Annotated in this window: 31 protein-coding genes; 17 read left to right on the top strand and 14 right to left on the bottom strand. The window is 34.2% G+C overall.

Going from position 1 to position 24,117, the window contains the following annotated elements; genetic code table 11:
- Positions 1–169: 169 nt before the first annotated feature.
- From GI584_RS13205 to phoU, 5 genes are all read left to right on the top strand, one after another.
- A complete protein-coding gene (locus GI584_RS13205; RefSeq protein WP_153791504.1) occupies positions 170–1,201 on the top strand; it encodes a PstS family phosphate ABC transporter substrate-binding protein in 1,032 nt (343 codons plus the stop codon).
- Between the two features lie 104 nt (positions 1,202–1,305).
- Positions 1,306–2,262, top strand: coding sequence for a phosphate ABC transporter permease subunit PstC (gene pstC / locus GI584_RS13200; protein ID WP_100360220.1), 957 nt, complete (start codon positions 1,306–1,308; stop codon positions 2,260–2,262).
- A complete protein-coding gene (gene pstA, locus GI584_RS13195) occupies positions 2,262–3,146 on the top strand; it encodes a phosphate ABC transporter permease PstA (RefSeq protein ID WP_153791503.1) in 885 nt (294 codons plus the stop codon). The genes pstC and pstA overlap by 1 nt, the downstream gene beginning before the upstream one ends.
- A 51-nt stretch (positions 3,147–3,197) precedes the next feature.
- Positions 3,198–4,031, top strand: a complete 834-nt coding sequence (pstB, locus tag GI584_RS13190; RefSeq protein WP_153791502.1) for a phosphate ABC transporter ATP-binding protein PstB — start codon at positions 3,198–3,200, stop codon at positions 4,029–4,031.
- A gap of 51 nt (positions 4,032–4,082) precedes the next feature.
- A complete protein-coding gene (phoU, locus tag GI584_RS13185) occupies positions 4,083–4,742 on the top strand; it encodes a phosphate signaling complex protein PhoU (protein ID WP_100360223.1) in 660 nt (219 codons plus the stop codon).
- Between the two features lie 29 nt (positions 4,743–4,771).
- On the opposite strand, the gene GI584_RS13180 is transcribed toward phoU, so the two are convergent.
- Positions 4,772–5,260: an endolytic transglycosylase MltG gene (locus GI584_RS13180; protein WP_153791501.1), complete on the bottom strand. Its 489-nt coding sequence runs from the start codon at positions 5,258–5,260 to the stop codon at positions 4,772–4,774.
- A 26-nt stretch (positions 5,261–5,286) separates the two neighbouring features.
- Positions 5,287–5,634, bottom strand: a complete 348-nt coding sequence (locus tag GI584_RS13175; protein ID WP_153791500.1) for a hypothetical protein — start codon at positions 5,632–5,634, stop codon at positions 5,287–5,289.
- Between the two features lie 164 nt (positions 5,635–5,798).
- Here GI584_RS13175 and rpmG point away from each other — a divergent pair, with 164 nt between their 5' ends.
- The 4 genes from rpmG (at position 5,799) to GI584_RS13155 (ending at position 8,494) form a co-directional block, all read left to right on the top strand.
- Positions 5,799–5,948: a 50S ribosomal protein L33 gene (gene rpmG / locus GI584_RS13170; protein WP_018933855.1), complete on the top strand. Its 150-nt coding sequence runs from the start codon at positions 5,799–5,801 to the stop codon at positions 5,946–5,948.
- 111 nt (positions 5,949–6,059) lie between these two features.
- On the top strand, positions 6,060–6,638 hold the full coding sequence (locus tag GI584_RS13165) for a 5-formyltetrahydrofolate cyclo-ligase (RefSeq protein WP_153791499.1): 579 nt from the start codon (positions 6,060–6,062) through the stop codon (positions 6,636–6,638).
- A 53-nt stretch (positions 6,639–6,691) separates the two neighbouring features.
- Positions 6,692–6,868, top strand: a complete 177-nt coding sequence (locus tag GI584_RS13160) for a hypothetical protein (RefSeq protein WP_153791498.1) — start codon at positions 6,692–6,694, stop codon at positions 6,866–6,868.
- A 75-nt stretch (positions 6,869–6,943) separates the two neighbouring features.
- Positions 6,944–8,494 (top strand): rhomboid family protein, encoded by a 1,551-nt coding sequence (locus GI584_RS13155; RefSeq protein ID WP_153791497.1) that lies wholly within the window; start codon positions 6,944–6,946, stop codon positions 8,492–8,494.
- 10 nt (positions 8,495–8,504) lie between these two features.
- Here GI584_RS13155 and GI584_RS13150 read toward each other — a convergent pair whose 3' ends face one another.
- The gene (locus tag GI584_RS13150) at positions 8,505–9,374 is read right to left on the bottom strand and encodes a hypothetical protein (RefSeq protein WP_100360228.1); all 870 of its coding nucleotides are present in this window, start codon (positions 9,372–9,374) and stop codon (positions 8,505–8,507) included.
- 106 nt (positions 9,375–9,480) lie between these two features.
- Here GI584_RS13150 and GI584_RS13145 point away from each other — a divergent pair, with 106 nt between their 5' ends.
- The 5 genes from GI584_RS13145 (at position 9,481) to GI584_RS13125 (ending at position 15,261) form a co-directional block, all read left to right on the top strand.
- Complete coding sequence (locus tag GI584_RS13145) at positions 9,481–10,938, top strand: spore germination protein (RefSeq protein ID WP_153791496.1); 1,458 nt, start codon at positions 9,481–9,483, stop codon at positions 10,936–10,938.
- A gap of 377 nt (positions 10,939–11,315) precedes the next feature.
- Positions 11,316–11,507, top strand: a complete 192-nt coding sequence (locus GI584_RS13140; protein ID WP_153791495.1) for a YqgQ family protein — start codon at positions 11,316–11,318, stop codon at positions 11,505–11,507.
- 12 nt (positions 11,508–11,519) lie between these two features.
- The gene (locus GI584_RS13135; protein ID WP_153791494.1) at positions 11,520–12,479 is read left to right on the top strand and encodes an ROK family glucokinase; all 960 of its coding nucleotides are present in this window, start codon (positions 11,520–11,522) and stop codon (positions 12,477–12,479) included.
- A 143-nt stretch (positions 12,480–12,622) separates the two neighbouring features.
- The gene (locus GI584_RS13130) at positions 12,623–14,509 is read left to right on the top strand and encodes an LTA synthase family protein (protein ID WP_100360232.1); all 1,887 of its coding nucleotides are present in this window, start codon (positions 12,623–12,625) and stop codon (positions 14,507–14,509) included.
- A 524-nt stretch (positions 14,510–15,033) separates the two neighbouring features.
- Positions 15,034–15,261, top strand: coding sequence for a hypothetical protein (locus tag GI584_RS13125; protein ID WP_228552240.1), 228 nt, complete (start codon positions 15,034–15,036; stop codon positions 15,259–15,261).
- Between the two features lie 127 nt (positions 15,262–15,388).
- Here GI584_RS13125 and GI584_RS13120 read toward each other — a convergent pair whose 3' ends face one another.
- Positions 15,389–15,568 carry a DUF2759 domain-containing protein gene (locus GI584_RS13120; protein WP_100360234.1) on the bottom strand — a complete coding sequence of 60 codons (180 nt, stop codon included), beginning with the start codon at positions 15,566–15,568 and terminating at the stop codon, positions 15,389–15,391.
- A 145-nt stretch (positions 15,569–15,713) separates the two neighbouring features.
- Here GI584_RS13120 and GI584_RS13115 point away from each other — a divergent pair, with 145 nt between their 5' ends.
- Positions 15,714–16,337, top strand: a complete 624-nt coding sequence (locus GI584_RS13115; protein ID WP_153791492.1) for an MBL fold metallo-hydrolase — start codon at positions 15,714–15,716, stop codon at positions 16,335–16,337.
- A 41-nt stretch (positions 16,338–16,378) separates the two neighbouring features.
- On the opposite strand, the gene GI584_RS13110 is transcribed toward GI584_RS13115, so the two are convergent.
- From GI584_RS13110 to comGA, 8 genes are all read right to left on the bottom strand, one after another.
- On the bottom strand, positions 16,379–16,621 hold the full coding sequence (locus tag GI584_RS13110; RefSeq protein WP_018933844.1) for a DUF2626 domain-containing protein: 243 nt from the start codon (positions 16,619–16,621) through the stop codon (positions 16,379–16,381).
- Between the two features lie 140 nt (positions 16,622–16,761).
- Complete coding sequence (locus GI584_RS13105; RefSeq protein WP_100360236.1) at positions 16,762–17,115, bottom strand: hypothetical protein; 354 nt, start codon at positions 17,113–17,115, stop codon at positions 16,762–16,764.
- Positions 17,081–17,533, bottom strand: coding sequence for a competence type IV pilus minor pilin ComGF (locus GI584_RS13100; protein ID WP_153791491.1), 453 nt, complete (start codon positions 17,531–17,533; stop codon positions 17,081–17,083). Before GI584_RS13100 ends, GI584_RS13105 begins: the two co-directional genes overlap by 35 nt.
- Positions 17,484–17,828 carry a hypothetical protein gene (locus tag GI584_RS13095; protein WP_153791490.1) on the bottom strand — a complete coding sequence of 115 codons (345 nt, stop codon included), beginning with the start codon at positions 17,826–17,828 and terminating at the stop codon, positions 17,484–17,486. The genes GI584_RS13100 and GI584_RS13095 overlap by 50 nt, the downstream gene beginning before the upstream one ends.
- A complete protein-coding gene (gene comGD, locus GI584_RS13090) occupies positions 17,818–18,258 on the bottom strand; it encodes a competence type IV pilus minor pilin ComGD (RefSeq protein ID WP_100360239.1) in 441 nt (146 codons plus the stop codon). The genes GI584_RS13095 and comGD overlap by 11 nt, the downstream gene beginning before the upstream one ends.
- Positions 18,245–18,559, bottom strand: a complete 315-nt coding sequence (gene comGC / locus GI584_RS13085) for a competence type IV pilus major pilin ComGC (protein WP_153791489.1) — start codon at positions 18,557–18,559, stop codon at positions 18,245–18,247. The genes comGD and comGC overlap by 14 nt, the downstream gene beginning before the upstream one ends.
- 14 nt (positions 18,560–18,573) lie before the next feature.
- On the bottom strand, positions 18,574–19,623 hold the full coding sequence (comGB, locus tag GI584_RS13080; RefSeq protein WP_100360241.1) for a competence type IV pilus assembly protein ComGB: 1,050 nt from the start codon (positions 19,621–19,623) through the stop codon (positions 18,574–18,576).
- Complete coding sequence (gene comGA / locus GI584_RS13075; RefSeq protein WP_153791488.1) at positions 19,595–20,581, bottom strand: competence type IV pilus ATPase ComGA; 987 nt, start codon at positions 20,579–20,581, stop codon at positions 19,595–19,597. Before comGA ends, comGB begins: the two co-directional genes overlap by 29 nt.
- A 114-nt stretch (positions 20,582–20,695) precedes the next feature.
- Here comGA and GI584_RS13070 point away from each other — a divergent pair, with 114 nt between their 5' ends.
- Positions 20,696–21,193, top strand: a complete 498-nt coding sequence (locus tag GI584_RS13070; RefSeq protein ID WP_153791487.1) for a shikimate kinase — start codon at positions 20,696–20,698, stop codon at positions 21,191–21,193.
- Between the two features lie 51 nt (positions 21,194–21,244).
- Positions 21,245–21,427 carry a YqzE family protein gene (locus GI584_RS13065; RefSeq protein ID WP_153791486.1) on the top strand — a complete coding sequence of 61 codons (183 nt, stop codon included), beginning with the start codon at positions 21,245–21,247 and terminating at the stop codon, positions 21,425–21,427.
- 160 nt (positions 21,428–21,587) lie between these two features.
- Here GI584_RS13065 and GI584_RS13060 read toward each other — a convergent pair whose 3' ends face one another.
- Complete coding sequence (locus tag GI584_RS13060; protein WP_100360245.1) at positions 21,588–22,382, bottom strand: YqhG family protein; 795 nt, start codon at positions 22,380–22,382, stop codon at positions 21,588–21,590.
- Positions 22,379–24,031 (bottom strand): DEAD/DEAH box helicase, encoded by a 1,653-nt coding sequence (locus tag GI584_RS13055; protein WP_153791485.1) that lies wholly within the window; start codon positions 24,029–24,031, stop codon positions 22,379–22,381. Before GI584_RS13055 ends, GI584_RS13060 begins: the two co-directional genes overlap by 4 nt.
- Between the last annotated feature and the right edge of the window lie 86 nt (positions 24,032–24,117).

Genomic DNA, 24,117 nt, shown 5'->3' with positions numbered 1-24,117 from the left:
CAAGGATTTCTTTATTAGTATATTCTTTGTCTCGATTGCATTAAAAATGTCGAATTTACAATGTCTTTACATTGGGTTAATAGTAGGTTAATAGTTGTGAGTTATGATGTAATAGAAGCTTAATTGACAAGCTTCTAAATCACATCGTCTATATAGGGGGAAACAAAAAATGAGCAAGTTCAAAATCATGTTGTTAGCTTTAATAGCTATCCTTACAATTGGGGTGTTAGCTGCATGTGGAAGTGACTCAGAAGAAGAAACTGACAACAATGAAGAAGCAAATGCAAGTGAAACAGATGATGGATCAGATGAAACAGAAGATACTTCTACTGAAGAAGATTCAGAAGTTTCAGATGAACTAGAAGGAACTGTTGCTATCGATGGTTCAGGTACTGTGTACCCATTAATGTCAAAGTTAGCTGAAGAGTACATGGTAAACGAACAACCAAATGTATCTGTTGAAGTAAGTCGCGCAGGTACTAGTGCAGGCTTCGAAAAGTTCTTAGCGGAAGATGGTACAGATTTCAATGACGCTTCTCGTCCAATTAAAGAAGAAGAACAAGCTAAAGCAGATGAACTTGGAATCGAAGTAATGGAAATTAAAACAGCATTAGACGGTTTAACAATCGTCATTAACCCTGAAAATGACTGGGCAAAAGAACTTACTGCAGAACAAGTAGAGGACATTTTCTTAGGTAATGTAACAAAATGGTCTGAAATTGACTCTGAGTGGCCAGATGAAGAAATTCAAACTTATGGTCCTAACGAGAATCATGGTACGTACGAATTCTTTTATGAAGTGATTTTAGAAGAACAAGATCTAGTAGATAGTATTGATTTACAACAAGAATATTCTACTTTAGTAACTCTAGTTTCAGAAGACAAAAATGCTATCGGCTACTTTGGATTTGGATACTATGACAATAATCAGGATCAAGTACAAGCTGTAGGTATCGATTTTGGTGATGGTGCAGTTGTTCCATCTCTTGAAACAATTGGAGAAGAAGGTCCTTATGCTGACTATACTCGTCCAGTATTCACATACTTAAATGTTAATAATGCTCAAGAAAAACCTGAAGTATATGATTATGCAGTTTATGTAGGTGAAAGCATTAATGAGTTTGCTGGTGAAACTGGATTTGCACCACTTCCAGATGACGAACAACAAGCACAACTAGAGGAAATTCAAGCTATCCAATAATGGTGGAACAGTATTTAAAAGTATTTTCAATATAATGGCTTCAATAAGATGGGGGCATCTATGCTCTCATCTTATTGTGAGTTAAAGAAGGAGTGCTCCAAGAAATGGCAACGAACAGCGAATCAAATTTAAACAGTGCTGTCAATGTCAGTGAATTGATTGCCCAAAACAAGAAAAAGAAAAGCATAAACAATTATATGGAAAAGTTAGTTCCTACTATTCTTTTCTTGCTCGCATCAATTACGGTTCTGACTACAATCGGAATTTTATATACACTAATCAGTCAAGCAGTACATTTCTTTATGGAAGTTCCGATATTAGATTTCTTTACAGGAACGGAATTAAAGCCACTTAGTCAAAATCCTGAATTTGGTATTTTACCATTGTTAAACGGGACTATTATTTCGTCTCTTGTTGCAATCCTTGTTGCAGGCCCAATTGGTATTATGTCAGCTATTTATTTAAGTGAATATGCTTCAGATAGGGTGAGAAGAATATTAAAACCATTGTTAGAAGTTTTGGCAGGTATTCCAACAATTGTTTATGGTTTTTTTGCATTCACATTTGTAACTCCTTTAATTCGTAGCATTTGGCCACAGGTTGAGGCTACAAATATTCTAAGTCCTGGAATTGTAATGGGGGTTATGATCATTCCTATGATTGCATCCCTATCTGAAGACGCCATGACTTCTGTTCCTAATGGAATGCGTGAGGGGTCACTAGCGATGGGAACAACTAAATTAGAAACAACTATCAAAGTTGTTATTCCTGCAGCATTTTCAGGAATAATGGCATCATTCGTTTTAGCGATATCAAGAGCAATTGGAGAAACAATGATCGTAACGATAGCAAGTGGAAGTTCAAAAAATTTCACTTTTGACTTGACACAATCCATGCAAACAATGACAGCATATATCGTAGAAGTTTCTGGTGGGGAAGCTCCTGCAGGTTCTACTTTACACTACAGTTTATATGCAGTTGCATTAACATTATTTGTATTTACGATGATCATGAATTTACTTGCGAAATATATCTCTCGTAAATTTAGGGAGGAATATTAATGGAAAAGTTAGAAGTCTTACACAACAATAATAAGATTAACGCACGTGTGCGAAAAAACAGCATTTGGAAGTCTATATTTTTCCTCTCTACTTTATTTGGACTAGTGGTACTTGTTGTATTAATAACGCGTGTATTATTTCAGGGGTTATCATGGATAGACATGGATTTCATCACGGGGCGTTTATCGACAAATGCTGATATTGCAGGTATTATGGGGGCGATTCTCGGAACCGTATGGGTGATGTTAGTTGTTATTCCTGTCACACTCATTATAGGAGTTGGTTCAGCTATCTACCTTGAATTATATTCAAAAAAAGGTATTATTCAATCTTTTATCGAGACGAATATTTCTAATTTAGCAGGAGTACCTTCGATTGTATATGGTTTATTAGGGCTAACCGTTTTTGTTCGATTAATGGATTTCGGAAATGTGGTTTTAGCAGGTGGTTTAACTTTAGCCTTGCTTGTTTTACCGATCCTTATTGTATCTGCTCAAGAAGCTTTAAGAGCCGTTCCTGGTCATTTACCTGAGGCTTCTTATGGAATGGGTGCAACCAAATGGCAGACAATTCGAAGAATCATTTTACCCGCTGCTATACCAAGTATACTAACCGGCTCGATTTTATCACTTTCTCGTGCAATTGGAGAAACAGCACCTTTAACAGTATTGGGAATACCGGCATTATTGATTCCTTTTCCAAACGGTATATTTGATACCTTTACTGCACTACCAATGCAAATATATTATTGGACTATTGATGCATCATTAGTTGCTGAATATGCAAATTTAGCTGCAGCAACTATCATTGTTTTATTACTAATTTTGTTTATTTTAAATTCTGTTGCGATTTTCATTCGTAATAAGTACCAACAGAGATATTAACAGCTATTTGATTCAATTGTTCAACAAGACCATAGTTAAGGAGTGGAAAAAATGAGTATAGCTACGGAAAATAAAGTGCAAATTGATATAAGTAGTGATAATACAACTATTGAAAATAATACAACTCAAAAACGTGTTGTTTACGATACAAAAAATTTAAACTTATGGTACGCTCAAAACCATGCACTAAAAGATATTAATTTGGAAATGAAGGAAAATGAGGTAACCGCAATTATCGGACCATCAGGTTGCGGCAAATCGACCTATATTAAAACACTAAATCGTATGGTTGAACTTGTACCAGTTGTTAGTACAACAGGTTCGATTGCTTATAAAGGAAAAAATATACTAGATAAATCTATGAAAGTAGAAGATTTGCGAACGCGAGTGGGAATGGTTTTTCAAAAACCTAATCCTTTTCCGAAGTCGATATATGAGAACGTTGCTTATGGGCCAAAAATTCATGGGATTAAAAAGAAAGCTTTATTGGATGAAATCGTGGAAAAGAGCTTACGTGGCGCAGCTATTTGGGATGAAGTAAAAGACCGTTTAAACGAGAATGCTTATGGGCTTTCAGGAGGTCAACAACAAAGAATTTGTATAGCCCGTTGTTTAGCGATAGAACCAGATGTGATTCTTATGGATGAGCCAACATCAGCTTTAGATCCTATTTCCACATTAAAAGTTGAAGAATTAATTAAGGAATTAAAGCAAAATTACACGATAATCATTGTTACTCATAATATGCAACAGGCAGCAAGAATTTCTGATAGAACCGTTTTTATGTTGAATGGGGAAGTAGTTGAATTTTCTGAAACAGATCAACTATTTTCAAATCCAAAAGATAAGCGTACGGAAGATTATATTACTGGTCGTTTTGGCTAATTTAACAGAATTTTAATATATCAAGAGATTGATAGGGAAAGGGAGTACAAGATGGTAGGTAGAGAAGCTTTCCAAGGTGAGTTGCAACATTTAGAGGGACTTATAATTGAATTAGCAAAAAAAACAAAAGAACAATTACAATTAGCTATCGAGACTCTATATCGGTCAGATGTATTACAAGCAGAGCAAGTCATTCAGAATGATAAAGAGCTCGATGAGTTAGATATGAAAATAAATGAAGAAGCGATTGTATTGATTGCAAGACAACAACCAGTTGCGACAGATTTGCGCAGACTAGTTGTAGCTCTTCGAATTTCAAATGATCTGGAACGAATGGCAGATAACGCAAAAAATGTGGCGAAATCCACTATTCACTTAGGTGAGAATCATGGTATACAAGTACATCCTTCTATTAAGGAAATGAAAAAGATAGCGGTAGAAATGATTGATTTAGCCATATTGTCATATGAAAATGAAGATATTACTTTAGCAAGAAAATTATCCCAGTTGGACGATGTTGTTGATAATATGTATTCAACCATGTTACGTGAATTACTGGAAGAGACCGCAACAAATCCACAAAAAATTCAGCATATCATGCAAATGGCGTTTAGCGGTAGGTATGTAGAACGAATTGGTGATCATGCAACAAATATTGGAGAAGACGTCATGTATTTAGTAAAAGGTGAATCCTTAGACTTAAATAACTAAATAAACTAGAAGAGGAGTAGATATAAAATCTACTCCTCAGTTTGTCTCGTTAATGTATTAGCTAGTTCTTCGATAGTCATATCGTTATGGAGACTAAATTCACCTGTTTGAATAAATCTACCCAGTTCATTTTCTTCCAAATAGGTGATAAATGCATTCTCATCAGAAAGTAGTTCATTATCATCCAATAATTCAACAATCTCTTGAATTGTCATACCTGACTCTATAGTGATTGTAGTTTCTTCCGTTTGATCCTCTGTATCATCTTCCATTCCATCTAGTTCATTATCAGTATTTTGTTGTAAACCTTCTATTTTTTGTTCTAATTCATCTACCTTAGACTCCAAATCTTCATCATATACATAATAACCATCATCTTCTATTTGTTGAATAGATTCATATATTGTTGGAGAAGTGGTAGATTGAGCCTGTTCCGGCTTTTCAAGATAATATGTAACCCCTATTATAACAGCTGCAACTAATAATCCAAGAGAGAATGCTCTCGTGATTTGCTTCAATGTAATCCCTCATTCTTTAAGCTAGTTTAAAATTGTTTAATCATTGAAATGACATCATATTCGTTCATATTAACCTGTTCAGCAATATAATCTGTCTCATATCCTTGATTATATAATTCTTTCACTCTTCTCATGATTGGAGTTTGTTGATTGTTTGTAGAGCTTATCGTTTGTTCCACTGAGAAATCATCAATTAATAATTCTTCTTCAAGAATATTTATTTTCTTTTTTAACTGATATGTTTCTTGTAAAGAAGAAATGGAGAATTGCTCAAATTGATCTTCTAGTTGTTTAAATTTATCTTGCATAAAAAAGGATATAACCCACAATATTACGGCTATACTAATAACAGTACCTATTATTGCATATAACATGACTTTCCTCCTAGTTCTGACCATAATCTACATATATAGTTATACCATATTTTAGATTACAATAAAACATATACTTGAAATTATCGCCGCTTTTTGCTATTATATTCTAGGTAATGATTCGATATTGAAAAGAATGATGTATGATTTAGTTTGGAGGGAAAACCATGCGCGTTAACATTACTTTAGCTTGTACTGAAACAGGTGACCGTAATTATATTACGACTAAAAATAAACGTAAACATCCAGAGCGTTTAGAGCTTAAAAAATATAGCCCACGCTTGAAACGACATACGTTACACCGTGAAACCAAATAATGAAATGAATGGAAAAACTCTTACCACAATATATAGGTAAGAGTTTTTCTTATATAACAAGTAGTTAAATTTGAATCCGAACAATGATGATTAAGAAGGCGGTGCAGATGGATGGAAAAGTTACCATTTATAAAAGAACAACAACGAAAAAATACATTGAGGCAATGGCAGCAATTAATGAATCGGGAATTAATTGAGCATGCTATTCAGACGAAATTATTGCAGACAGATACTTGGCGCCAAGCACAGACTATTGGTGTAACAATTTCTAAGGGATTAGAATGGGATACCGAATATTTAATCCATAAAGCTTGGCAACAAGAAAAAAGGATCGTCATTCCAAAATGTAATCCTAAGGATAGTTCAATGGCATTTTACCAATACCAAGCAGGAGATCAGTTAGAAAATGTTTGGGCTGATATATGGGAACCTTCCATATCAAATGCATTATTTGTTGAGAAAAAACAAATAGATCTTATGATTGTGCCAGGAGTTGTATTTAATAAGAAAGGTTTTAGAATTGGGTATGGTGGTGGCTTTTATGATCGTTTTTTACAGAACTATACAGGTATTACATTGTCACTTGCTGCTGATTTTCAGATTGTTGAAACGATAATGCTAGAAAAACACGATAAGCCAGTCGATATCCTGATATCAAACTTCGGCAAAATTTATTGTAAGCATACATAAAATTGCTAAGAAAAGAAAAAACTATTAATAACAAACAGTAGGAGTGAATATTGATGAAAGTAACAAAAGTTTTTTTCTTTTTAACTGCACTCGTATCCATTGTCTTTGTATTTCGTAATAGTATTACTAGGGTGATCACTACTGTACCGGTATTAAGAAAATGGGGGGTACGAATTGCTATGAGTATCCCGTTTATCCGTCATAAAATGATAGGATCTATGTTTAAATAAATTTCTAATCCTTATTATTATTCTAACCGCAAATATTCATGATAAGATTAGAATAGTGATAAGGCAGGTGTTGATATGTTTATCAGGAATCAATTTGTTCAAAATAAACTGGTACTTCATTTAATGGAGAAAGAGGAATATGAACTCTTAACAACTTCCTCTAATCAAGAAGAATATTTGTTGTGGAAGAGAAATAAAAGAAATACAGATATAGTGAGAGTATCATTAAAACAATATGACTGGAAAAGGGAACTTGAAGCATCTGTACAACAGGTTGAAAAAAAAGTTATACAAAATATCCAACTGCCTTTATTTCAGCAAAATATTTCATTTCATCATATTTTTATTGCAGAATATGAACCTGTTGATAGCTGGAGTGATCTCATGAAAAGAGACTCATCAGTTCCTAAAATTGATACTTCATTTGTTTATATATGGAGTCAACATCATGAGGAAGAATTCTCTCGATTTTTTCAGAAAGCACAACTAAATCACGCGTTAACTTTTTCTATTCCAGAAAATTTATTTGAATTAGAATATCAAACAGAATTATTAAAACACCGAATTCAACAAATACATAAAAATGCTGAAAAAGAAATCTTAGCTGTTTTTAATAGAGGAAAACCGCGTCTTTCTTATATATTAATAGCGATTAATATTATTTTGTTTTTTCTATTAGAGTATAGAGGTGGGTCGACAAATCCAGAAACACTCATTCAATTTGGAGCCAAATATAATGTGGGTATGATGGAGGGCGAATGGTGGCGCATCATTACCTCCATGTTTTTACATATTGGAATATTTCATTTAGCTCTAAATATGCTTGCCTTATATTTTATTGGTACTCTGGTAGAAAGAATTTACGGAAATATTCGGTTTATCATAATATATTTCCTTGCTGGTCTTGCTGGAGGAATGGCAAGTTTTGCATTGAATCCAAGTATTGCTGCCGGAGCGTCGGGGGCATTATTTGGTCTGTTCGGGGCATTGCTTTTCTTCGGAATGAAAAATCCGAGAATTTTCTTCAAGACAATGGGTATGAATGTCATCTTTATTGTTATCTTAAATATTATTTTTGGCGTGTTTGTACCACAAGTTGACAATGGTGCACATATTGGCGGGTTAATTGGGGGATTTATTGCTTCTGGTATTGTAATGCTGCCAAAATCGAAAGCGTTTATGCAACAACTTATTGCAGTAGTCATCTTTGTTTTTTATGTATTCGGCCTTTTGGCATATGGATTAACCAATGATGAGGTACAGTATAACGAAACGCTGCAAATTCAGCGAGTGCAACAACTTGTGGAAGCTGAACAATATAATGAAGTAACAGAGATTGTCACAGAGACCTTGCCATACGCAGATCAATTAGAAGCAGAATTATTATTTTATCGATCCTTTGCTAACATTCATTTAGAATCATTTGATCAAGCTAAAAGGGATTTAGAAAAAGCAGTGGAGCAAAAGTCTGAATTTGAAGAAGCGTGGTATAATTTAGCTTTATTGTATCAACAAGAAGATGAATATAATAAAGCAATGCATGCCACGGAGCAATTGTTAGATTTAGATAGCGAAAATAATAGTTATCAAGAATTATTCCAAGAATTGCAAAGAGCAGAAAATTAATCTCTGCTCTTTAGTTTTGTATGGATAATTGTTGATATAATGTTTCAAGTTGGTTAGCTTCATTATTGAAAAGCACAATTAGATGATCATTATTTTTATTAATTAAAATAAGAGGCATTATTTGATTGTTCGTTTCGGATTGGTTAGCAATTGGCAATATATAATTTTTATATAGGCCTTCCCAAAGTTGTCCGATAATACGATCTGTTTGTTCTTGCGTTAATCCATTAATGGGTTTTTCCTGAAGTTGAATGATGCTTGTTAGAGGATACAAATCATAATCATTTATCTCTATGTTTGCCGCATCTATCCATTCTTTCCACGCAAACTGTAACTGCTGTGATGTAGTTTTATCAATGGTTTCTTTCCATTCTAGTTGCATATGCGAATTAGGCTCTCGAAACGATTCCAATGCTGTATGAGGAGAGTCTATTACATATAAATGATCGTCCGACATTTGATGAATGCTTTTAATTTCATCATTTGGATAGTGTATTTCACCATGATGGAAGCTAATCGCTTGAAAATGACTGCTATCACTTTCCTCAAAAACAACTTCTAAATCAATATCTTTCTCCGATTCTTTCCACAAACCTTTCATCCCTTTCAGACGACCATCCATATATAAGAGAGAAACATCTTGTCTAAGATAAATTTCTTTGTCTAAACTGCTTGTAGCAATCCATTTCACCATATATTGGTCATTTCCGGTTTCTTTAAGTAAATTTAAATTTGTTCCAACAGCCGAAAATGAAATAGAGGAATCTGGAGGGAAATACTTTATTGTTTCTTCGGCAGTCCGTTGTGATAACAATAACAATATCACAGCCAACATCATTAATAAGCATGTAATAATATGTACTTTCCTCGATTTAATCATGATATCCCTCATTTATTGATTTCAACTTGTCCAAAATCATCCCGCATTAAACAGAATATATAGAGAAGACTATAGATAAAAGGTGCTAAAGAAAGTGGGAATGAGCATGGAACAAGAGAAACGTTTGTATCATAATTATGATGCAAATGTTCAATATATACATGATTATTTAAAGATAGATAAAAGCTTTGATCTTATTCACCTGGATGTGGAATATGCAGGGAAAAAGATGGCATTATTTTTAATTGATGGTTTAGTGAAGGATGAAATGTTACACCGTATAATGTGGTTTTTAGCAGAGCTAGAAGAAGAGGACTTAGATGAGGATACGCTGGATAAATTAATTAAACGATATATTCCATATGTAGAAATTGATGTAGAAAAGGACTTACATAAAGCAGCTGAGATGGTACTGGCAGGTCCAACTGCTTTAGTGGTAGAGGGGCTTGATCGGGTCATATTGATCGATGCAAGAACATATCCCGTCAGAGGCCCTGAAGAACCTGACCTAGAAAGAGTTGTTAGAGGTTCCAGAGATGGTTATGTGGAAACGATTGTTTTCAACACTGCTTTAACTAGAAGAAAGGTAAGAGACAAATCATTACGGATGGAATATACCTCTATCGGTCGCAGGTCTAAAACAGATGTCTGTATTTGTTATCTTGAGGATATTGCTGATCCACGTAGAGTAGAAATGTTGAAGAAGCACCTTGACAGAATCGATACAGATGGACTACCAATGGCTGAAAAAACGATTGAAGAGTATTTAAGTGGAAAAGCATGGAATCCGTATCCGACGATCAGATATACGGAAAGACCAGATACTGCTTCAGAACATTTATATGAGGGACATATTTTAATCATTATTGATGGTTCTCCGAGTGTCATGATCACACCGGCAACTTTTTGGCATCATTTACAACATGCTGAAGAATATCGTCAAAAACCGTTTATTGGCGTTTATTTAAGAATGGCACGTTTTATTGCTGTCTTTGCGTCTATTTTTTTATTACCGTTCTATTATTTGTTGTCAACTGAGATGGGATTACTGCCAGAAGAATTAGCATTTATTGGACCAAAAGAGGTTGGTTTAATACCGTTAATTGTCCAATTTTTAGTAGCGGAAATCGGCATAGATGTATTGCGGATGGCCGCCATACATACACCGACAGCACTAGCAACAGCACTAGGTTTAGTATCCGCGATTATTATTGGTCAAATAGCAGTTGAGGTAGGCTGGTTTTCAAATGAAGTAGTATTATATCTTGCAGCGGTGGTCATGGGTACTTTTGCGACCCCAAGTTATGAATTGAGCCTTGCCAATCGAGTCACAAGAATTATTTTACTAATTATTACAGCAATTTTTGGTTTGAAAGGTTTTATTATTGGGGTAACATGCTATATATTATATTTGACAAATCTTAAAACATTCTATATAGGGTATTTTTGGCCATTCATGCCCTTTGATGCAAAAGCCTTTCTTCAGGTATTAATTCGTCAGCCTGTACCTAATGATCACAAGCGACCTTCGTTTTTAAATCCGCAAGATCCGGACCGACAATAAAGTGAGACTCAGAGGCTGGGACATAACTAAATAAGAAGAACGAGAATCCGAACAATCTGAACTTAGCGTAGGCAAAATACGCAGACTCCTGTGGGAACTCACACGAGCTGAATCCGTGCCCACGGAAAGCGAAGTATTTTGCCGAAGCGGTAAATTAGCTCAGGCATTAATGTTCGGATTTTTCCTATTTACTTACTCTTTTGCCCCAACCTCATTAGCGAAACTTATCAGGGTATTAGCGACTGTTATACCCCATCTAACTTCTTTGTGTTATTTGAAGCTTAATGTGGGGGAGTTACAGACGATTAGCACCGTGATAAAAAGTTTTTTATTCCTTTTTAGACAGGTCTTTGTTATAATATTTTAGGTGATAAAGAATGGATAGTGTCTATGATATAAGAAAATTACTATTAAAATTTGGAACGATCATCTATATAGGTGATCGTTTAGCTGATTTAGAACTAATGGAAGAAGAAATTAACGAACTGTTTCAAGTGAAGATGATCACAAAAGATGAGTTTCTTCAAGCAAAAATAATCATCACAAAAGAGAAAGAAAAAATAAAATAAAGGGTGGAGAAAATGGAGAAGGATTTACTAATTGGCATTGATATTGGAGGGACAACGGTAAAAAATGCGATTATTTCCAATCAGGGTGAACTGATTGCGAAGTGGGAAATACCAACGGACTTGGATAATCAAGGGGAAAATGTTCCGAAAGATATTTGGTCGTCGATCGAGAATAAACTTGCTGAATTAAATCTCAAGAAAGAACGTTGCGCAGGAATGGGTGTAGGTGCTCCAGGTTTTATTGAGCCAGAAACGGGTAAAGTAGCTATAGCAGTTAATATTGGCTGGAAAAATTTTCAGCTCAAAGAAATCCTGGAAAAATCATCCGGCTTAAACGTATATGTCGACAACGATGCTAATATCGCTGCATTAGGTGAGAATTGGAAAGGTTCAGGTAATCAAGTGGAAAATATGTTAGCAGTGACACTAGGTACTGGTGTTGGAGGAGGCATCATTTCGAATGGGCAGATCGTTAGTGGTGCAAATGGTACTGGTGCGGAAATAGGTCATATAACTGTTGAACAAAATGGTGCAGCATGTAATTGCGGGAGAAATGGCTGTCTGGAAACTGTAACATCTGCAACAGGGATTGTCCGACAGGCTGAGGAATTAATAGCGGAGGGCAAAGCTGCTTCGTTGAAGAAACGAAAAGATGCAAATGGAGTTATCACAACAAAAGATATATTTGAATTAGCTGCCGACGGTGATAAGGATAGTAAGGCGATATTAGACCATGTATTTGATGTACTTGGATTTACACTGGCTACTGTTGCAATCACGGTTAATCCTGCGAAGGTTGTAATTGGTGGTGGAGTTTCACAGGCAGGAAACGCATTATTGGACCCATTAAAAAAAGCATTTGAAAAATATACATTACCACGTACCAATGAAGCATGTGAATTTGTTATCGCTCAATTAGGTAATGATGCGGGTGTTTATGGTGGTGCGTACCTAGTATTACAAAATAGTTAACAATTATAGATTTATATGAATAATGTAAATTAATTGTAACTTTTTTTAAGATTGATGAAACTTCTATGTGATGTTTATCGTCTATAATAAATAGAGAGAGAAATATAGAATTAGGGTTGAGTCATTTTGAGGAGGATAATCACATGTTAAATAAAAAGCTGCACATGCCTTTATATGTAATCGCAGCATTATTATTTGGATTGAAAACTTACATCGTGTATCGATTTGTATTTGATATATCATTAGAAAATGTTATGCAAGAGTTTATTTTATTAATCAATCCATTTGTAACTGCCTTTTTTATCTTTGTATTGAGTATTTTCTTTAACCAAAGAAGACAATTGAAATATATTAAATATGGTATACTTTTAGGATCATTGATATTGTATTTTAATATCGTTTTTTATCGTAACTTTTCAGATTTTATAACCATACCTCTCCTGTTCCAAGGAAGCAATGCTGCTGACCTTGGTAGTAGTGTACTAGGTTTATTAAAGTTATGGGATGTTGCATTATTCTTTGATGTTATCATCATTTGGGTTCTAGCGAAGAAATACGGAGCTGAATTAACAGCTTCATTTACTAAGCGGTATAAAAAAATGGCTTTTGCATTATCTATCTTGTTCCTAATTGGAAACTATGCATTAGCTGAGGCTGAGCGTCCTCAATTGTTACAAAGAACATTTGACCGCGAGTATTTAGTTAAAAATATTGGTGTATTTTCTTACCATGTCTATGATGCTGTATTGCATTCCAAATCAAAAGCACAACGTGTGTTTGCTGATGGTAATGAATTAACTGAGATTTCTGATTATATTAAGGATGAAACAACCACTGAAGGTAACGAAGAGTTACGTGGTATCGCGGAAGATAAAAATGTCATCTTTATTTCATTGGAGTCTCTACAAAGCTTTGTTATAAATAATACACTTCACGGAGAAGAAGTAACACCGTTCCTGAACAGTTTGATTGATGAAAGCTATTATTTTGAAAACTTCTATCATCAAACAGAACAGGGGAAAACATCGGACTCAGAATTTATTGTTGAAAACTCTTTATATCCTTCTCCAAGAGGTGCGGTGTACTTCACCCACGCTCAGAATGATTATCATTCCTTACCAGAAATAATTGGGGAGAATGGGTATAATTCAGCAGTATTCCATCCAAATAATAAAAGTTTCTGGAACCGTGATGTGATGTATGACAATATTGGTTATGATCATTTCTATGATGAAAATGCGTATGAAGTAACTGATGAAAACTCTATTGGATGGGGTTTAAAAGATAAGGATTTCTTTAAGCAATCAATTAAATATATGCAACAGATGGAAGAACCATATTATTCTAAGTTTATTACCTTAACAAATCACTACCCGTTCGATTTAGATGAAGAAGATGCTACAATCGATCCGTATGATTCTAATTCGAATACGTTAAATAAATATTTCCAAACCGTTAGATACATGGATGAGGCAGTAGAAGAATATTTTGATTATCTAAAAGAAGCTGGAATATATGAGGATTCCATTATCATCTTAATGGGTGATCATTACGGAATTAGTGATTTTCATAAAAAAGCAATGACTCAATATTTAGATGAAGAAGAATATACGGATTATCTTCACGTTCAATTGCAAAGAGTTCCATTCTTTGTTCATATTCCTGGGCAAGATGGAGAAGTAATATCTAAGGTTGCCGGTCAAATTGATGTGAAGCCTACTATATTGAATCTATTAGGTATTGAAGATAGTAATGATCTATCATTTGGTACAGATTTATTTGATGAAGAGCGTAAAGATTTTATTGCACTTCGTGATGGTAGTTTTATTACAGAAGATTATGTTTATACGAAAGATCAATGTTATAACCGCGAATCAGGTGAATTGATTGACAGTACGAATCAATTAGCCGGTGAAGGTGAAGATTCTGTTTGCCAACCATATGTAGAACAAGTTGATAAAGAATTAAATTATTCAGATGAGATTATTTTCGGAGATCTATTCCGTTTCTATGATTTCGAAAATGAATAAATAAGATAAAAGGGATGAACGATATCGTTCATCCCTTTTATTTATAATAAGTATAAACAATGATGTTATCTGATTCAAAATAGATAAAAACTGGTAGGCTCTGTGAAAAAATACTCTCTTTTACCCAACGAAGAAATATAATTCCATTAGTTCTATTCTCGAAATAATCAGTACTAAAATATCAGAGAAGTTTTTTGCAGCAGCGAATACAAGCACCATACAATAAACAGAATGGAAGTAAGCAAATTTTCTTTAGTACGCTTACACTTAGTTTGTTGTATTGTGTGTATAATTTGATCCTTTATATATTAGAAAAACCGGCAAACCCCGCCGGTCCTTTTCACTACATGCAAAGTTGATCTGCGATTGCTTTAGTAGCCATTATGAAATATATAGACCGTATGACCACCACTCCGGCTGCCCACTTCCCTTCCCGTGGGGTTTTGTCCTTCAGCTAACTTTTCCGAGCAAATACCGCTCGAAAAAGTGGATCTTCAGGCCAAACGATTTCCACAGGAGTTGAAGTGGGCGGCCTTCGCTTTATGCATGCGCTACAACATATGTCAGACCTTGCAACTTGGGTTATTATCCCTGTGAAAGTGCAAGATATGGCATTGGAAATCACTAATAATGGTTATAAAACCAATATGCTTTTTCTGATATTCGTTGTAGTAAAAGGTATAGCGAAACGGTCAGCCACAGCGGTTGGCTTGCACAAGCTATCTTTCAAAATGACAACTCCATTTGAATAGCTATCCTTGCTTTTTTTATGACATGTTTTGAATCAACCTTTTCCTATCTTACTTGTTTATAAAAGTTGTGATACCAATGGATATATACTTTCTTACCTCACAAAAAAACGCCTTTATAAAGGCGTTTTTAGCTTTGTAATAATGGGTGAATTAATTCCCAATATATAGTTGCAATAGAGAAGAATCCGAAAACGAGTGCAGAAATAGCTGCGAAAGCTACTCCAAAGATATTTTGGGATTTCAATTCGCGAACGACTGCAAAGACACATAAAATCGTTATCACAAGAATAATTAATGCTAATTCCATTTTCATCCTCCTTACATACGGTCAATCCATTTTCATTATCGACTATTAACGTTATAATATGTATACAAAGCTAATCCATACTTATTTTAAATCAAAAAGAATGATTTGTCTATTAAAATATAAATGAGAAGGAGTCGTACATAAGATGAGAGTAGAACAGATGCCTTTAGGTCCATTATCAACCAATTGCTATATAGTGGCATTCGAAGAGCAAGCCATTATCATTGATCCTGCTGGTGATGGAGATAGGATAATCAATAAAGTTGCAGAAATGAAAGTGAAACCTCTTGCTGTTTTATTAACACATGCCCATTTCGATCATATAGGTGCATTAGAGCAGGTTCGAAACCATTACCAAGTACCAGTATATATTCATGAACTGGAAAGCGAATGGTTAGAAGATCCAAATTTGAACGGATCATCATTATTTGGTGCCAGCCATGTAAAGGCAAAAAAAGCTGATCAATTTCTGCATACTGGAGTGCACCAATTTGGCAGCATATCTATAGAAATTCGACATACACCTGGTCATTCACCAGGTGGGGTAGCTTTCGTCTTTTACAAAGATCAATTTGTTATAGGTGGAGACAGTTTATTTGCTGGAGCAATCGGTCGAACTGATTTGCCGGGTGGTAGTTTTGAGCAATTAGAAGAGAGTATCAGACAACAATTTTATACTTTGCCAGATGATTATATCGTATATCCTGGTCATGGACCGGAAACGAATATTATAAAAGAAAAGGAAACAAATCCATTCGTTCAACCATAGTCAAAACGCTCTGATCTTAAAAGATCAGAGCGTTTGTCATTTTAATGGCCAAATCCAGGAACAAGAATGAAGTTGGTATAGAAAGTAAATCCTATAAAGAATACTGTACAATAAGCAGCGAATAAGTACATATACATTCTTTCAGACAATTTTAAGTACCCGACACCAAGGAAAAAGATCGTTTGTGCAAGGAATAGATATGCCATTGTTTCCATATGACCAACATAAAACATTACTGTAAATATACCTGTCCAAAAAGCAAGCATACGGAAAACTCGATCCATTGTTCCCCCTCCTTTTTAAATCACTATGTATCAAACATATTATATACGAGTATTGCAAAAATGTAAATTATTCTAAGCAGTTGAAATGAAATTATTCGTAATTGTTCATAATATGTTTGAAATCAGAACATTTTATACATTTAATCTGGAATTTCAACATGTACTTCTCTATAGCCACCGGTGTCCGTGCTCATTTTAATTTTATAAATACTACGGTCCTGCTGATTTGGGGATGCGGTTATATTTATTGTTCCATCCGGGAATGTATAAGAATAGGGCGGTGCTTTCTCTTCTTTAAGAATAGATCCATATGCTTTCTGATAGAGCAATTCCAACTTGTACTGTTCATCATTTAATTGATGTATCCTTTTCAGATTTTGAATTTGTAGAATCTGATGATACGTAAATAACAATAATAGTAAAATAATAAAGCTCGTTAATGGAAAAATGTATCCTTTCTCATTTTTGAACTTTTTTAAGTAATATTTTTTCAATTTTTTCACCACTATCTGTAGTAAGTTCTATATTGATATCATCTTCACTGCTAGTTAATTTAAAGTTTTTTATGTTCCGTAATATTTCTTCATGTCCACTACCATTAACCTGCCTGCGTATTTTATTATTGTGAAAAGAGATAGTGACTAGATCACCGTTGGTTTGCGAAAAATAAAGCTGGTTATTGTTTGTTTCAATTGAAAGGGCTGTTTGAGACTCAAATTCGATTACATGATGAAAATGATAGACCATCGGTAACTGTTCCCTTTCGTCTTGTGTCCACATAAGTGAAATTTGTATGTACCATGACACTAACATAAACAAAAATAGTACTGACAGTAGTACTTCCAGCAATATATAACCACTTTCATTGTGATATTGCATATTGACATTTGGTTGTTTTCTTTTGTTTAACATTATTCCAACTGACACATCCTTCTATCAATGAGTCTGAATGAGTAATGGTTAAGGCCAATGGCGAACTTATAATATCTTTATATACTCTTGTGCCTGAATTTGATTCTCCTAACAAAGCTTCATGCATCTTGTTGGAGAGAAAATAGGTTGCTTTATCTTCTTCTCTGACCATTTTTTTCTCGATCATTAGTTGATGTTGAATCGGCAATAAAGTGAGACAAGTTGTAAAGAAAATCATAATGGAAAGCAGGGTTTCCAACATGTAGAAACCCGCTTGATTATTTTTATGTTGCATCGTAACATCTACCTTTACCAAATGGGCATATAATAGAAAATGTTTGGAATCTTGTTCTAATTTGCATTGTACCGGGCTTTTTTATATTACCTTTATGAGAAAATTCAATAGGAAGCTCTAGTGTATTAGGTTCTATAACCCAATGTTCTGGATAATTACGGACGAATAATTTTCGACCGAATCCACCTTGACGAATGTGATATCGGTTGTGTTGCCGTTCAAAATGAAGATAAAAATTTTCATTCTGAGAGAAAGCGAGTTGTTGTAAATAAAGGATGTCCTGATGAAATTGCTTGGTAAATTGCTTGTACTGTAGCGTGTCATAAGTTTTTATTGCATAACTGCTACTTATAGCAATAATAATGGAACATACAGACAATGCAATTAATAATTCAGTTAATGTAAACCCTCTTTGATTATGAAGCATCATTTTCTAATACTGCTAATTCACCATCAGTACTATAAGCGATGATTTTAGCACCATTACTACATTCTAATGTTTCTAAATAATCTTCGCTTACAAGGTCCTCAAGTTCTGTAGGTTCGCTTCCATTATCTAGTTCATATGCAATAAGTTGATTCTCAGCCATTTTTAATAGTGCATCACACCCTTGTTCATTTATATTTTCACTCTTATTTGCTAAATTAGGAATAAATAAAATTAACAGGATACTTATGACAGCTAGGACAATGAGCATTTCTATCAAGGTAAAACCTTTGTTATTTCTCATTATTTTCTCTCCTTTTACATAGAATTCATATAGTCAAACATTGGCAACATTAAAGCTAAATAAACAAAGACAATAAATAGCGCTAAAATACTTAATAGAAAGGGTTGTAAAAAACTAATCCACTTTTTTAGATAACTTTCAATTGATAAGATTAAATGTTCTGCGTAGATAGTCAATTCTTTTTGTAGTTGGTCTTGATTCCGATCTTTAGACATAATTTGTGTTAGTTGATCTTGTAACAATTGACATTGAGGTAATATGGTGGAATAGTCATATCCTTGTGCTAAATGGTCACTAATCAAATTGGAATAATAATGGATCAAGTCAGCTTTTGGTTCTGAAGTAATTACTTCTAAGCTATCTTTTATGGTGAGGCCACTCGTTAACAAGCTGGAAAGATGGGTAACAAACAGGTAAGTGGTCTGCATTCGTTTGTATTTACTGTAAATAGGGGTTCGTATAATAAGTCGGATCTTCGATTCGATCGTAACATGTTGCTTCAGTCTGATGCTGCATACGGTTAGCAAAATCAGAAACAATAAAGATGTGATCGTACCATAATAGATCATATTAATGGCAATCTCGGCATTTTGAAAGACACCATTGGTTTTAGTATTAGAGCCAAGTAATTGCGAGAATGATGGAAAAATTGACTTTTTCATGAAGTATAAAATCAATAAAAAGAAAGTGAAGAGAAAAAGTGGATAACGTGATAGTTTGTTTAGTTTCGAAAGAAATTCTTTGCGTTGCTTCAGCATCTGGCAACAATGCTGTAATCCTTGGGAAAGGTTGCCATGTTGGATAGCGATGTTTAAGTAACTAATTACTTCAGGGTTAAAATTCACTTGTTCTAACGATTTGATAAATGTTTCTCCACGCTGCAATGCTTTTTTAAGCGTAGTCACTACTACTGTGTATTGGTTATCCCACATTAAAACATCCAACGCATCATTAAGGCTGTAACCATGGTGAAATAGTTGTTCAAAACGGTTCAGTATCTGGTATTGATCATGTGTGGAAAGATTTTGCTTCCACCTAAAGATCTTTAATGAAACCATAAGCATAGGCTTTTCTCCTTAAATGATTAAAACGAATCGGCTCAACAAACGATTTTTTCTTTAATATTTGGTGAATATGCTTTTCTTCTAAAATTTCTAATATTGCTGCTCTTTGATTAATTACCTTGCATAAATCAAGAGATAATAATTGAATGGAGGCAACTGCCACCAAATTATGTTCCAAATCAATTGGTTTAATCCCCATTTCAAGCAGTCGGTGAATAGTGCCTTGTGCACTGTTGGCATGTAATGTTGATAAGACTAAATGTCCTGTATTCGAAGCACGAAAAGCAAATTTTGCAGTTGTTTGATCTCTGATCTCTCCAACCATAATAATATCCGGATCATGTCGTAATGCTGCTTTTAATCCCACATCATAGGTCATACCTGCTTTTTCATTAATTTGCACTTGCAACACATTATCTAAAGGTTTTTCAATTGGATCCTCCAATGTTATTGTCTGATAATGGTAAGTCTCCATAAATGCTTTAATAATAGCGTATAAAGTTGTTGTCTTTCCTGATCCGGTTGCACCGGTAAGCAAAACGAGCCCAGAATGAAAATGTAACCAACTTTGAATGATTTGGAGTTGTTGTGGAAACAAAAATAATTGGTTTAAGGAATGTATGTTTTGCTGAGGTAAAATACGAATAGCTAAGCTTTCTAAGTTGTTAGCAGGTAATGTAGATAAACGTAATGAATAGGTCTGATCCCGGTAATGATAGTGAATTGCTCCTTGCTGTGGAGTTCTATTTTCACCAATATCCATTTTTCCTGTGAATTTATAATAAGAAATCATCATCATATATTGTTTCTTGGTTAAAGAAGTATGAAAAATTCGCTTACCATTACACCGAAAAAAGATTTGGATATCATTAGTTTGGGGGATAAAGTGGATGTCTGAAGCGTGATCCTCGATCGCAGCTTGAAGAATACGATTGGAAATAGCTGAAGCTTTATTCAAATAATTATTCACCTCCATTTTTTATCATGGTACAATAACTTATATTCGACATCAATTGGTTTATTCCTGCAAAATATAATAAATTTTTCAGAAAAAAATATGGAGGACATTGATATGAAAAGTATTTATTTAGTTGGTTTTATGGGTAGTGGAAAAACAAGTATTGCAACATATCTGCAGTCCAGATTAGAATGGCCTGTTCAAGATACAGATCAAATGATTGAGGAACATTATCAAATGAATATCCCATCGATTTTTAAAGAAAAAGGGGAAGAAACGTTCAGAGAGTACGAGACCAATATTTTACATATGACAAAACAAGAGAAAACGATTGTTGCTACAGGTGGGGGAATCATAGAAAAAGAAATGAATCGGAAATGGTTACAAACAAATGGGACAGTTGTTTTTCTGCAAACATCCTGGGAAGAAATAGAAAGAAGATTAATGGATGATGTCTCACGACCGATTTGGAACAATAAATCACGAGATAAACAAAGATTGCTGGAAGAACGATTACCAAAATATCTTGAAGTGGCAGATTACGTAATTTATACAGATGGTAAAAGTGTGGAAGAAATTGCTTCTGAAATTATTTCAAAAATTAATGCATAAAAAATTGGTTGCTGGAAAAAATGACAGTAAAATGATAAAGGTGTGATTCTGTTGTCCAGCGATGATTATGTAAAATACATGACACAAAGAATTGTGAAATATATGGATACACCGAAAAATGAACGGAAAAAACAAAAAATTGAAAGAAAGCAACAAGATATAGCGTACTCTAATAAGTGGTTCGGTGTACTGCCATTTGCATTTCGACTATTCATCCAAAAAAGAAAAGACTAAAGAGGATGGAGTACTGAAAAATGGATCGATTACCGCTCTTCCTTGGATATATGCCTTTATCCAAGGAAGAAGGATACTTTTCCAAGGAACAAAAACACGAGCATCAATTTTGATGTTCGTGTTTTGTCATGAAACAAGTACTTCTGTCCCAGCCCTTTTCTTATTGTATTATATGCCGACTGGATTCCTCAGTTAGATAAAAAAGTCCAGCATTAATAATCTCTATTTCGATACGGGGTTCTAAACGTTCAGTTAGCCTTTCTTTTTCTTTTTCAAGTATTTCTTTATTCTCTTCCTGCTGATGAAAGAAATAGTCTAGCAATTGAATTTCCTCATTTAAGGCATTCCTGGAATCTTTTACCCACTGCATATCTTCTTCGAGTAAATTATTTTCTAAATAGTGAAATATCCTTCTAAATCCACTTGCTGGTTTGATGATCGGTGATATGGTAAAACTGTAATCACTCATTCTAAGATCCATTGATAATCCTTCCATGTGATTCATCATATCTGATTTCATCATACCGTTTATTAATTGAAGCCCCATCGAATGTATTGATTCTTTCTTTTGCTTTCCACAATAATGCACCATAATATTAGTAACTAACCATGGGTGTAATGCGGTCTTATTATCACCACTGGTTTCTTCATATAAAATCGTAAAGCGGGCATTATTCTTAATGTGATGAAATATTTGCTGAAGCCGAGGACTTCCAAAATGAATCCATTCTTTATTATTATCTTTTTTCTCCGTGCTTGTATCCAAATATAAGGACATCGGTTCACCTTCACGACCTATTTTGTCCATATAATGCCAATAAAAGGGGCGATTCATTAATACTTGGTCTAGTTCACGAGTAAGTCTTATCGTCATTTCTGTTTTGTTTTCTGTAGTAATTTCACAATCATGTATTGTGAAGTACTGATGTAAGAAGTCGTTTAAATTAGTAATCATTGTAAATGCTCCTTGGCTTCGTTATCTTCTTGATAGGATTGAATCACAGACGTTAAGTTGTTTAATTTTATTTTGGATTCACCAACAGATTTCGATTCTTCAAAAATCTGTTCCACTTCTCTTTCTAAATTGGGGAGATTCAAATCACTTAAAATTTGTTCAAGATGGCCGATCACATTTTCAAATAATTGAATCTTACTGTATAGCAAATTCATTACATGCTCTTCCACGGTATTTTTTAAGGCGAAATTATATATTTTTACATCATTTTCCTGGCCGAATCGGTGAATTCGTCCAATTCTCTGTTCCAGACGCATAGGGTTCCAAGGCAAGTCATAGTTAATTAAACGATGGCAAAATTGAAGATTAATTCCTTCGCCGGCAGCTTCTGTTGCGATCATTACTTGTGCGTGATGTTGAAATAACTGGCGCATCCAATCTTTTTTGCCTTTTTTAAATCCTCCTCGATAGATGACAACCGGAATTTTTTCTTTTTGTAAGAGCCACTGTAAATATATCTGGGTAGCTCGATATTCTGTAAATACAATAAATTTTTCATCTGATGATTTGATTAACTCTACTAATTTTAATGCTTTAGCGTGATGTGGCAGCTGCTCAATGGATGATAATAATTCTTTTGTTTTAGGAAGGTCAACGTTTTCTTGTTGCTGAATCCATTTTTTTATAGATAGGTAACATGCTTCTCGAGAACTGCAGAATTCCCGTACATAGGTGATGGAAGATATACCAGTGTTCTGTTTAAAGAAACTTTCAACTTGGTGATAAGTATCCAACTCTTGGTCTGTAAAAGGCACCCAAATGGTTTCAATTTCACGTTTGGTCCAATGAACTCCAGTATCAGATCTACGATTACGGACCATTACTTTACTAATTAATTGCTTTAAATAAGGATCTTCATCCACATTTCTTTTTTGTTCACGGTATTGTTTGATGAAATCTTCATAAGTTCCAAGATAACCAGGTTTTAATAGACTGATTAAATTAAAGATATCGGTTAATTTATTTTGAACAGGTGTAGCAGTTAATAACAAGCAATATTTTTTAGATAGTTGTTGTACAAATTGGAAATTTTTCGTTTTATGGTTTTTTAATTTATGTGCTTCATCGACAATAACAAAGTCATAGTCCTGTTCAAGAATTGTTTGGCGATGCCTAGCTGATTTTGCAGTATCTAAAGTACTAATAAGGATGTTAGTATTTTGCCAGTCGACTCGTTTACCTGATGTAACTGCTGGGATTAGAAATTTCTGATTTAATTCCAATGCCCATTGATTAACTAGTGAAGCAGGGACTAAAATAAGTACTTTTTGAACTAAACCTCTTAACATATATTCTTTCAAAACCAAGCCAGCTTCAATAGTTTTCCCTAGGCCTACTTCGTCTGCTAACAAGGCTCTACCGTTCATATGTTGAATTACTTTTTCTGCGCATTTTACTTGATGAGGCAAAAATTCTAAATGTGGTAAAAACTGTGGTGCAACAAGATCTTTGAAACTAGGTACTTTCATGGTTTCTGCAATTTGATAAGATTGCTTAAATAATTGCCAATCTGCTAACTGAGACGGGGTTTTGATTGCTTCTTCATACTCATGTATAAATGTTTCATCTCTTGTAATTGGTATACTCATAACACCCATCCTATCATTAATACATTTTGTATTGTTATTGTGGACAGATTAGCCAGAGTTATACATTTCGAATGAAAGGAATTACT

Origin of the sequence: Gracilibacillus salitolerans (assembly GCF_009650095.1) — a bacterium.
In the GTDB taxonomy this organism is placed as follows: domain Bacteria; phylum Bacillota; class Bacilli; order Bacillales; family Amphibacillaceae; genus Gracilibacillus; species Gracilibacillus salitolerans.
Note: the sequence above shows the minus strand (reverse complement) of the source record. Positions and strands in the feature narration are given on the sequence as shown.

Excerpts from the sequence above, each read along its gene's own strand:
- GI584_RS13205 (WP_153791504.1), top strand. The coding sequence starts at position 170 with ATGAGCAAGTTCAAAATCATGTTGTTAGCTTTAATAGCTATCCTTACA.
- pstC (WP_100360220.1), top strand. The coding sequence starts at position 1,306 with ATGGCAACGAACAGCGAATCAAATTTAAACAGTGCTGTCAATGTCAGT.
- pstA (WP_153791503.1), top strand. The coding sequence starts at position 2,262 with ATGGAAAAGTTAGAAGTCTTACACAACAATAATAAGATTAACGCACGT.
- pstB (WP_153791502.1), top strand. The coding sequence starts at position 3,198 with ATGAGTATAGCTACGGAAAATAAAGTGCAAATTGATATAAGTAGTGAT.
- phoU (WP_100360223.1), top strand. The coding sequence starts at position 4,083 with ATGGTAGGTAGAGAAGCTTTCCAAGGTGAGTTGCAACATTTAGAGGGA.
- GI584_RS13175 (WP_153791500.1), bottom strand. The coding sequence starts at position 5,634 with ATGTTATATGCAATAATAGGTACTGTTATTAGTATAGCCGTAATATTG.
- rpmG (WP_018933855.1), top strand. The coding sequence starts at position 5,799 with ATGCGCGTTAACATTACTTTAGCTTGTACTGAAACAGGTGACCGTAAT.
- GI584_RS13165 (WP_153791499.1), top strand. The coding sequence starts at position 6,060 with ATGGAAAAGTTACCATTTATAAAAGAACAACAACGAAAAAATACATTG.
- GI584_RS13160 (WP_153791498.1), top strand. The coding sequence starts at position 6,692 with ATGAAAGTAACAAAAGTTTTTTTCTTTTTAACTGCACTCGTATCCATT.
- GI584_RS13155 (WP_153791497.1), top strand. The coding sequence starts at position 6,944 with ATGTTTATCAGGAATCAATTTGTTCAAAATAAACTGGTACTTCATTTA.
- GI584_RS13150 (WP_100360228.1), bottom strand. The coding sequence starts at position 9,374 with ATGATTAAATCGAGGAAAGTACATATTATTACATGCTTATTAATGATG.
- GI584_RS13145 (WP_153791496.1), top strand. The coding sequence starts at position 9,481 with ATGGAACAAGAGAAACGTTTGTATCATAATTATGATGCAAATGTTCAA.
- GI584_RS13140 (WP_153791495.1), top strand. The coding sequence starts at position 11,316 with ATGGATAGTGTCTATGATATAAGAAAATTACTATTAAAATTTGGAACG.
- GI584_RS13135 (WP_153791494.1), top strand. The coding sequence starts at position 11,520 with ATGGAGAAGGATTTACTAATTGGCATTGATATTGGAGGGACAACGGTA.
- GI584_RS13130 (WP_100360232.1), top strand. The coding sequence starts at position 12,623 with ATGTTAAATAAAAAGCTGCACATGCCTTTATATGTAATCGCAGCATTA.
- GI584_RS13120 (WP_100360234.1), bottom strand. The coding sequence starts at position 15,568 with ATGGAATTAGCATTAATTATTCTTGTGATAACGATTTTATGTGTCTTT.
- GI584_RS13115 (WP_153791492.1), top strand. The coding sequence starts at position 15,714 with ATGAGAGTAGAACAGATGCCTTTAGGTCCATTATCAACCAATTGCTAT.
- GI584_RS13110 (WP_018933844.1), bottom strand. The coding sequence starts at position 16,621 with ATGGATCGAGTTTTCCGTATGCTTGCTTTTTGGACAGGTATATTTACA.
- GI584_RS13100 (WP_153791491.1), bottom strand. The coding sequence starts at position 17,533 with ATGTTAAACAAAAGAAAACAACCAAATGTCAATATGCAATATCACAAT.
- GI584_RS13095 (WP_153791490.1), bottom strand. The coding sequence starts at position 17,828 with ATGCAACATAAAAATAATCAAGCGGGTTTCTACATGTTGGAAACCCTG.
- comGD (WP_100360239.1), bottom strand. The coding sequence starts at position 18,258 with ATGATGCTTCATAATCAAAGAGGGTTTACATTAACTGAATTATTAATT.
- comGC (WP_153791489.1), bottom strand. The coding sequence starts at position 18,559 with ATGAGAAATAACAAAGGTTTTACCTTGATAGAAATGCTCATTGTCCTA.
- comGB (WP_100360241.1), bottom strand. The coding sequence starts at position 19,623 with ATGCTTATGGTTTCATTAAAGATCTTTAGGTGGAAGCAAAATCTTTCC.
- GI584_RS13070 (WP_153791487.1), top strand. The coding sequence starts at position 20,696 with ATGAAAAGTATTTATTTAGTTGGTTTTATGGGTAGTGGAAAAACAAGT.
- GI584_RS13060 (WP_100360245.1), bottom strand. The coding sequence starts at position 22,382 with ATGATTACTAATTTAAACGACTTCTTACATCAGTACTTCACAATACAT.
- GI584_RS13055 (WP_153791485.1), bottom strand. The coding sequence starts at position 24,031 with ATGAGTATACCAATTACAAGAGATGAAACATTTATACATGAGTATGAA.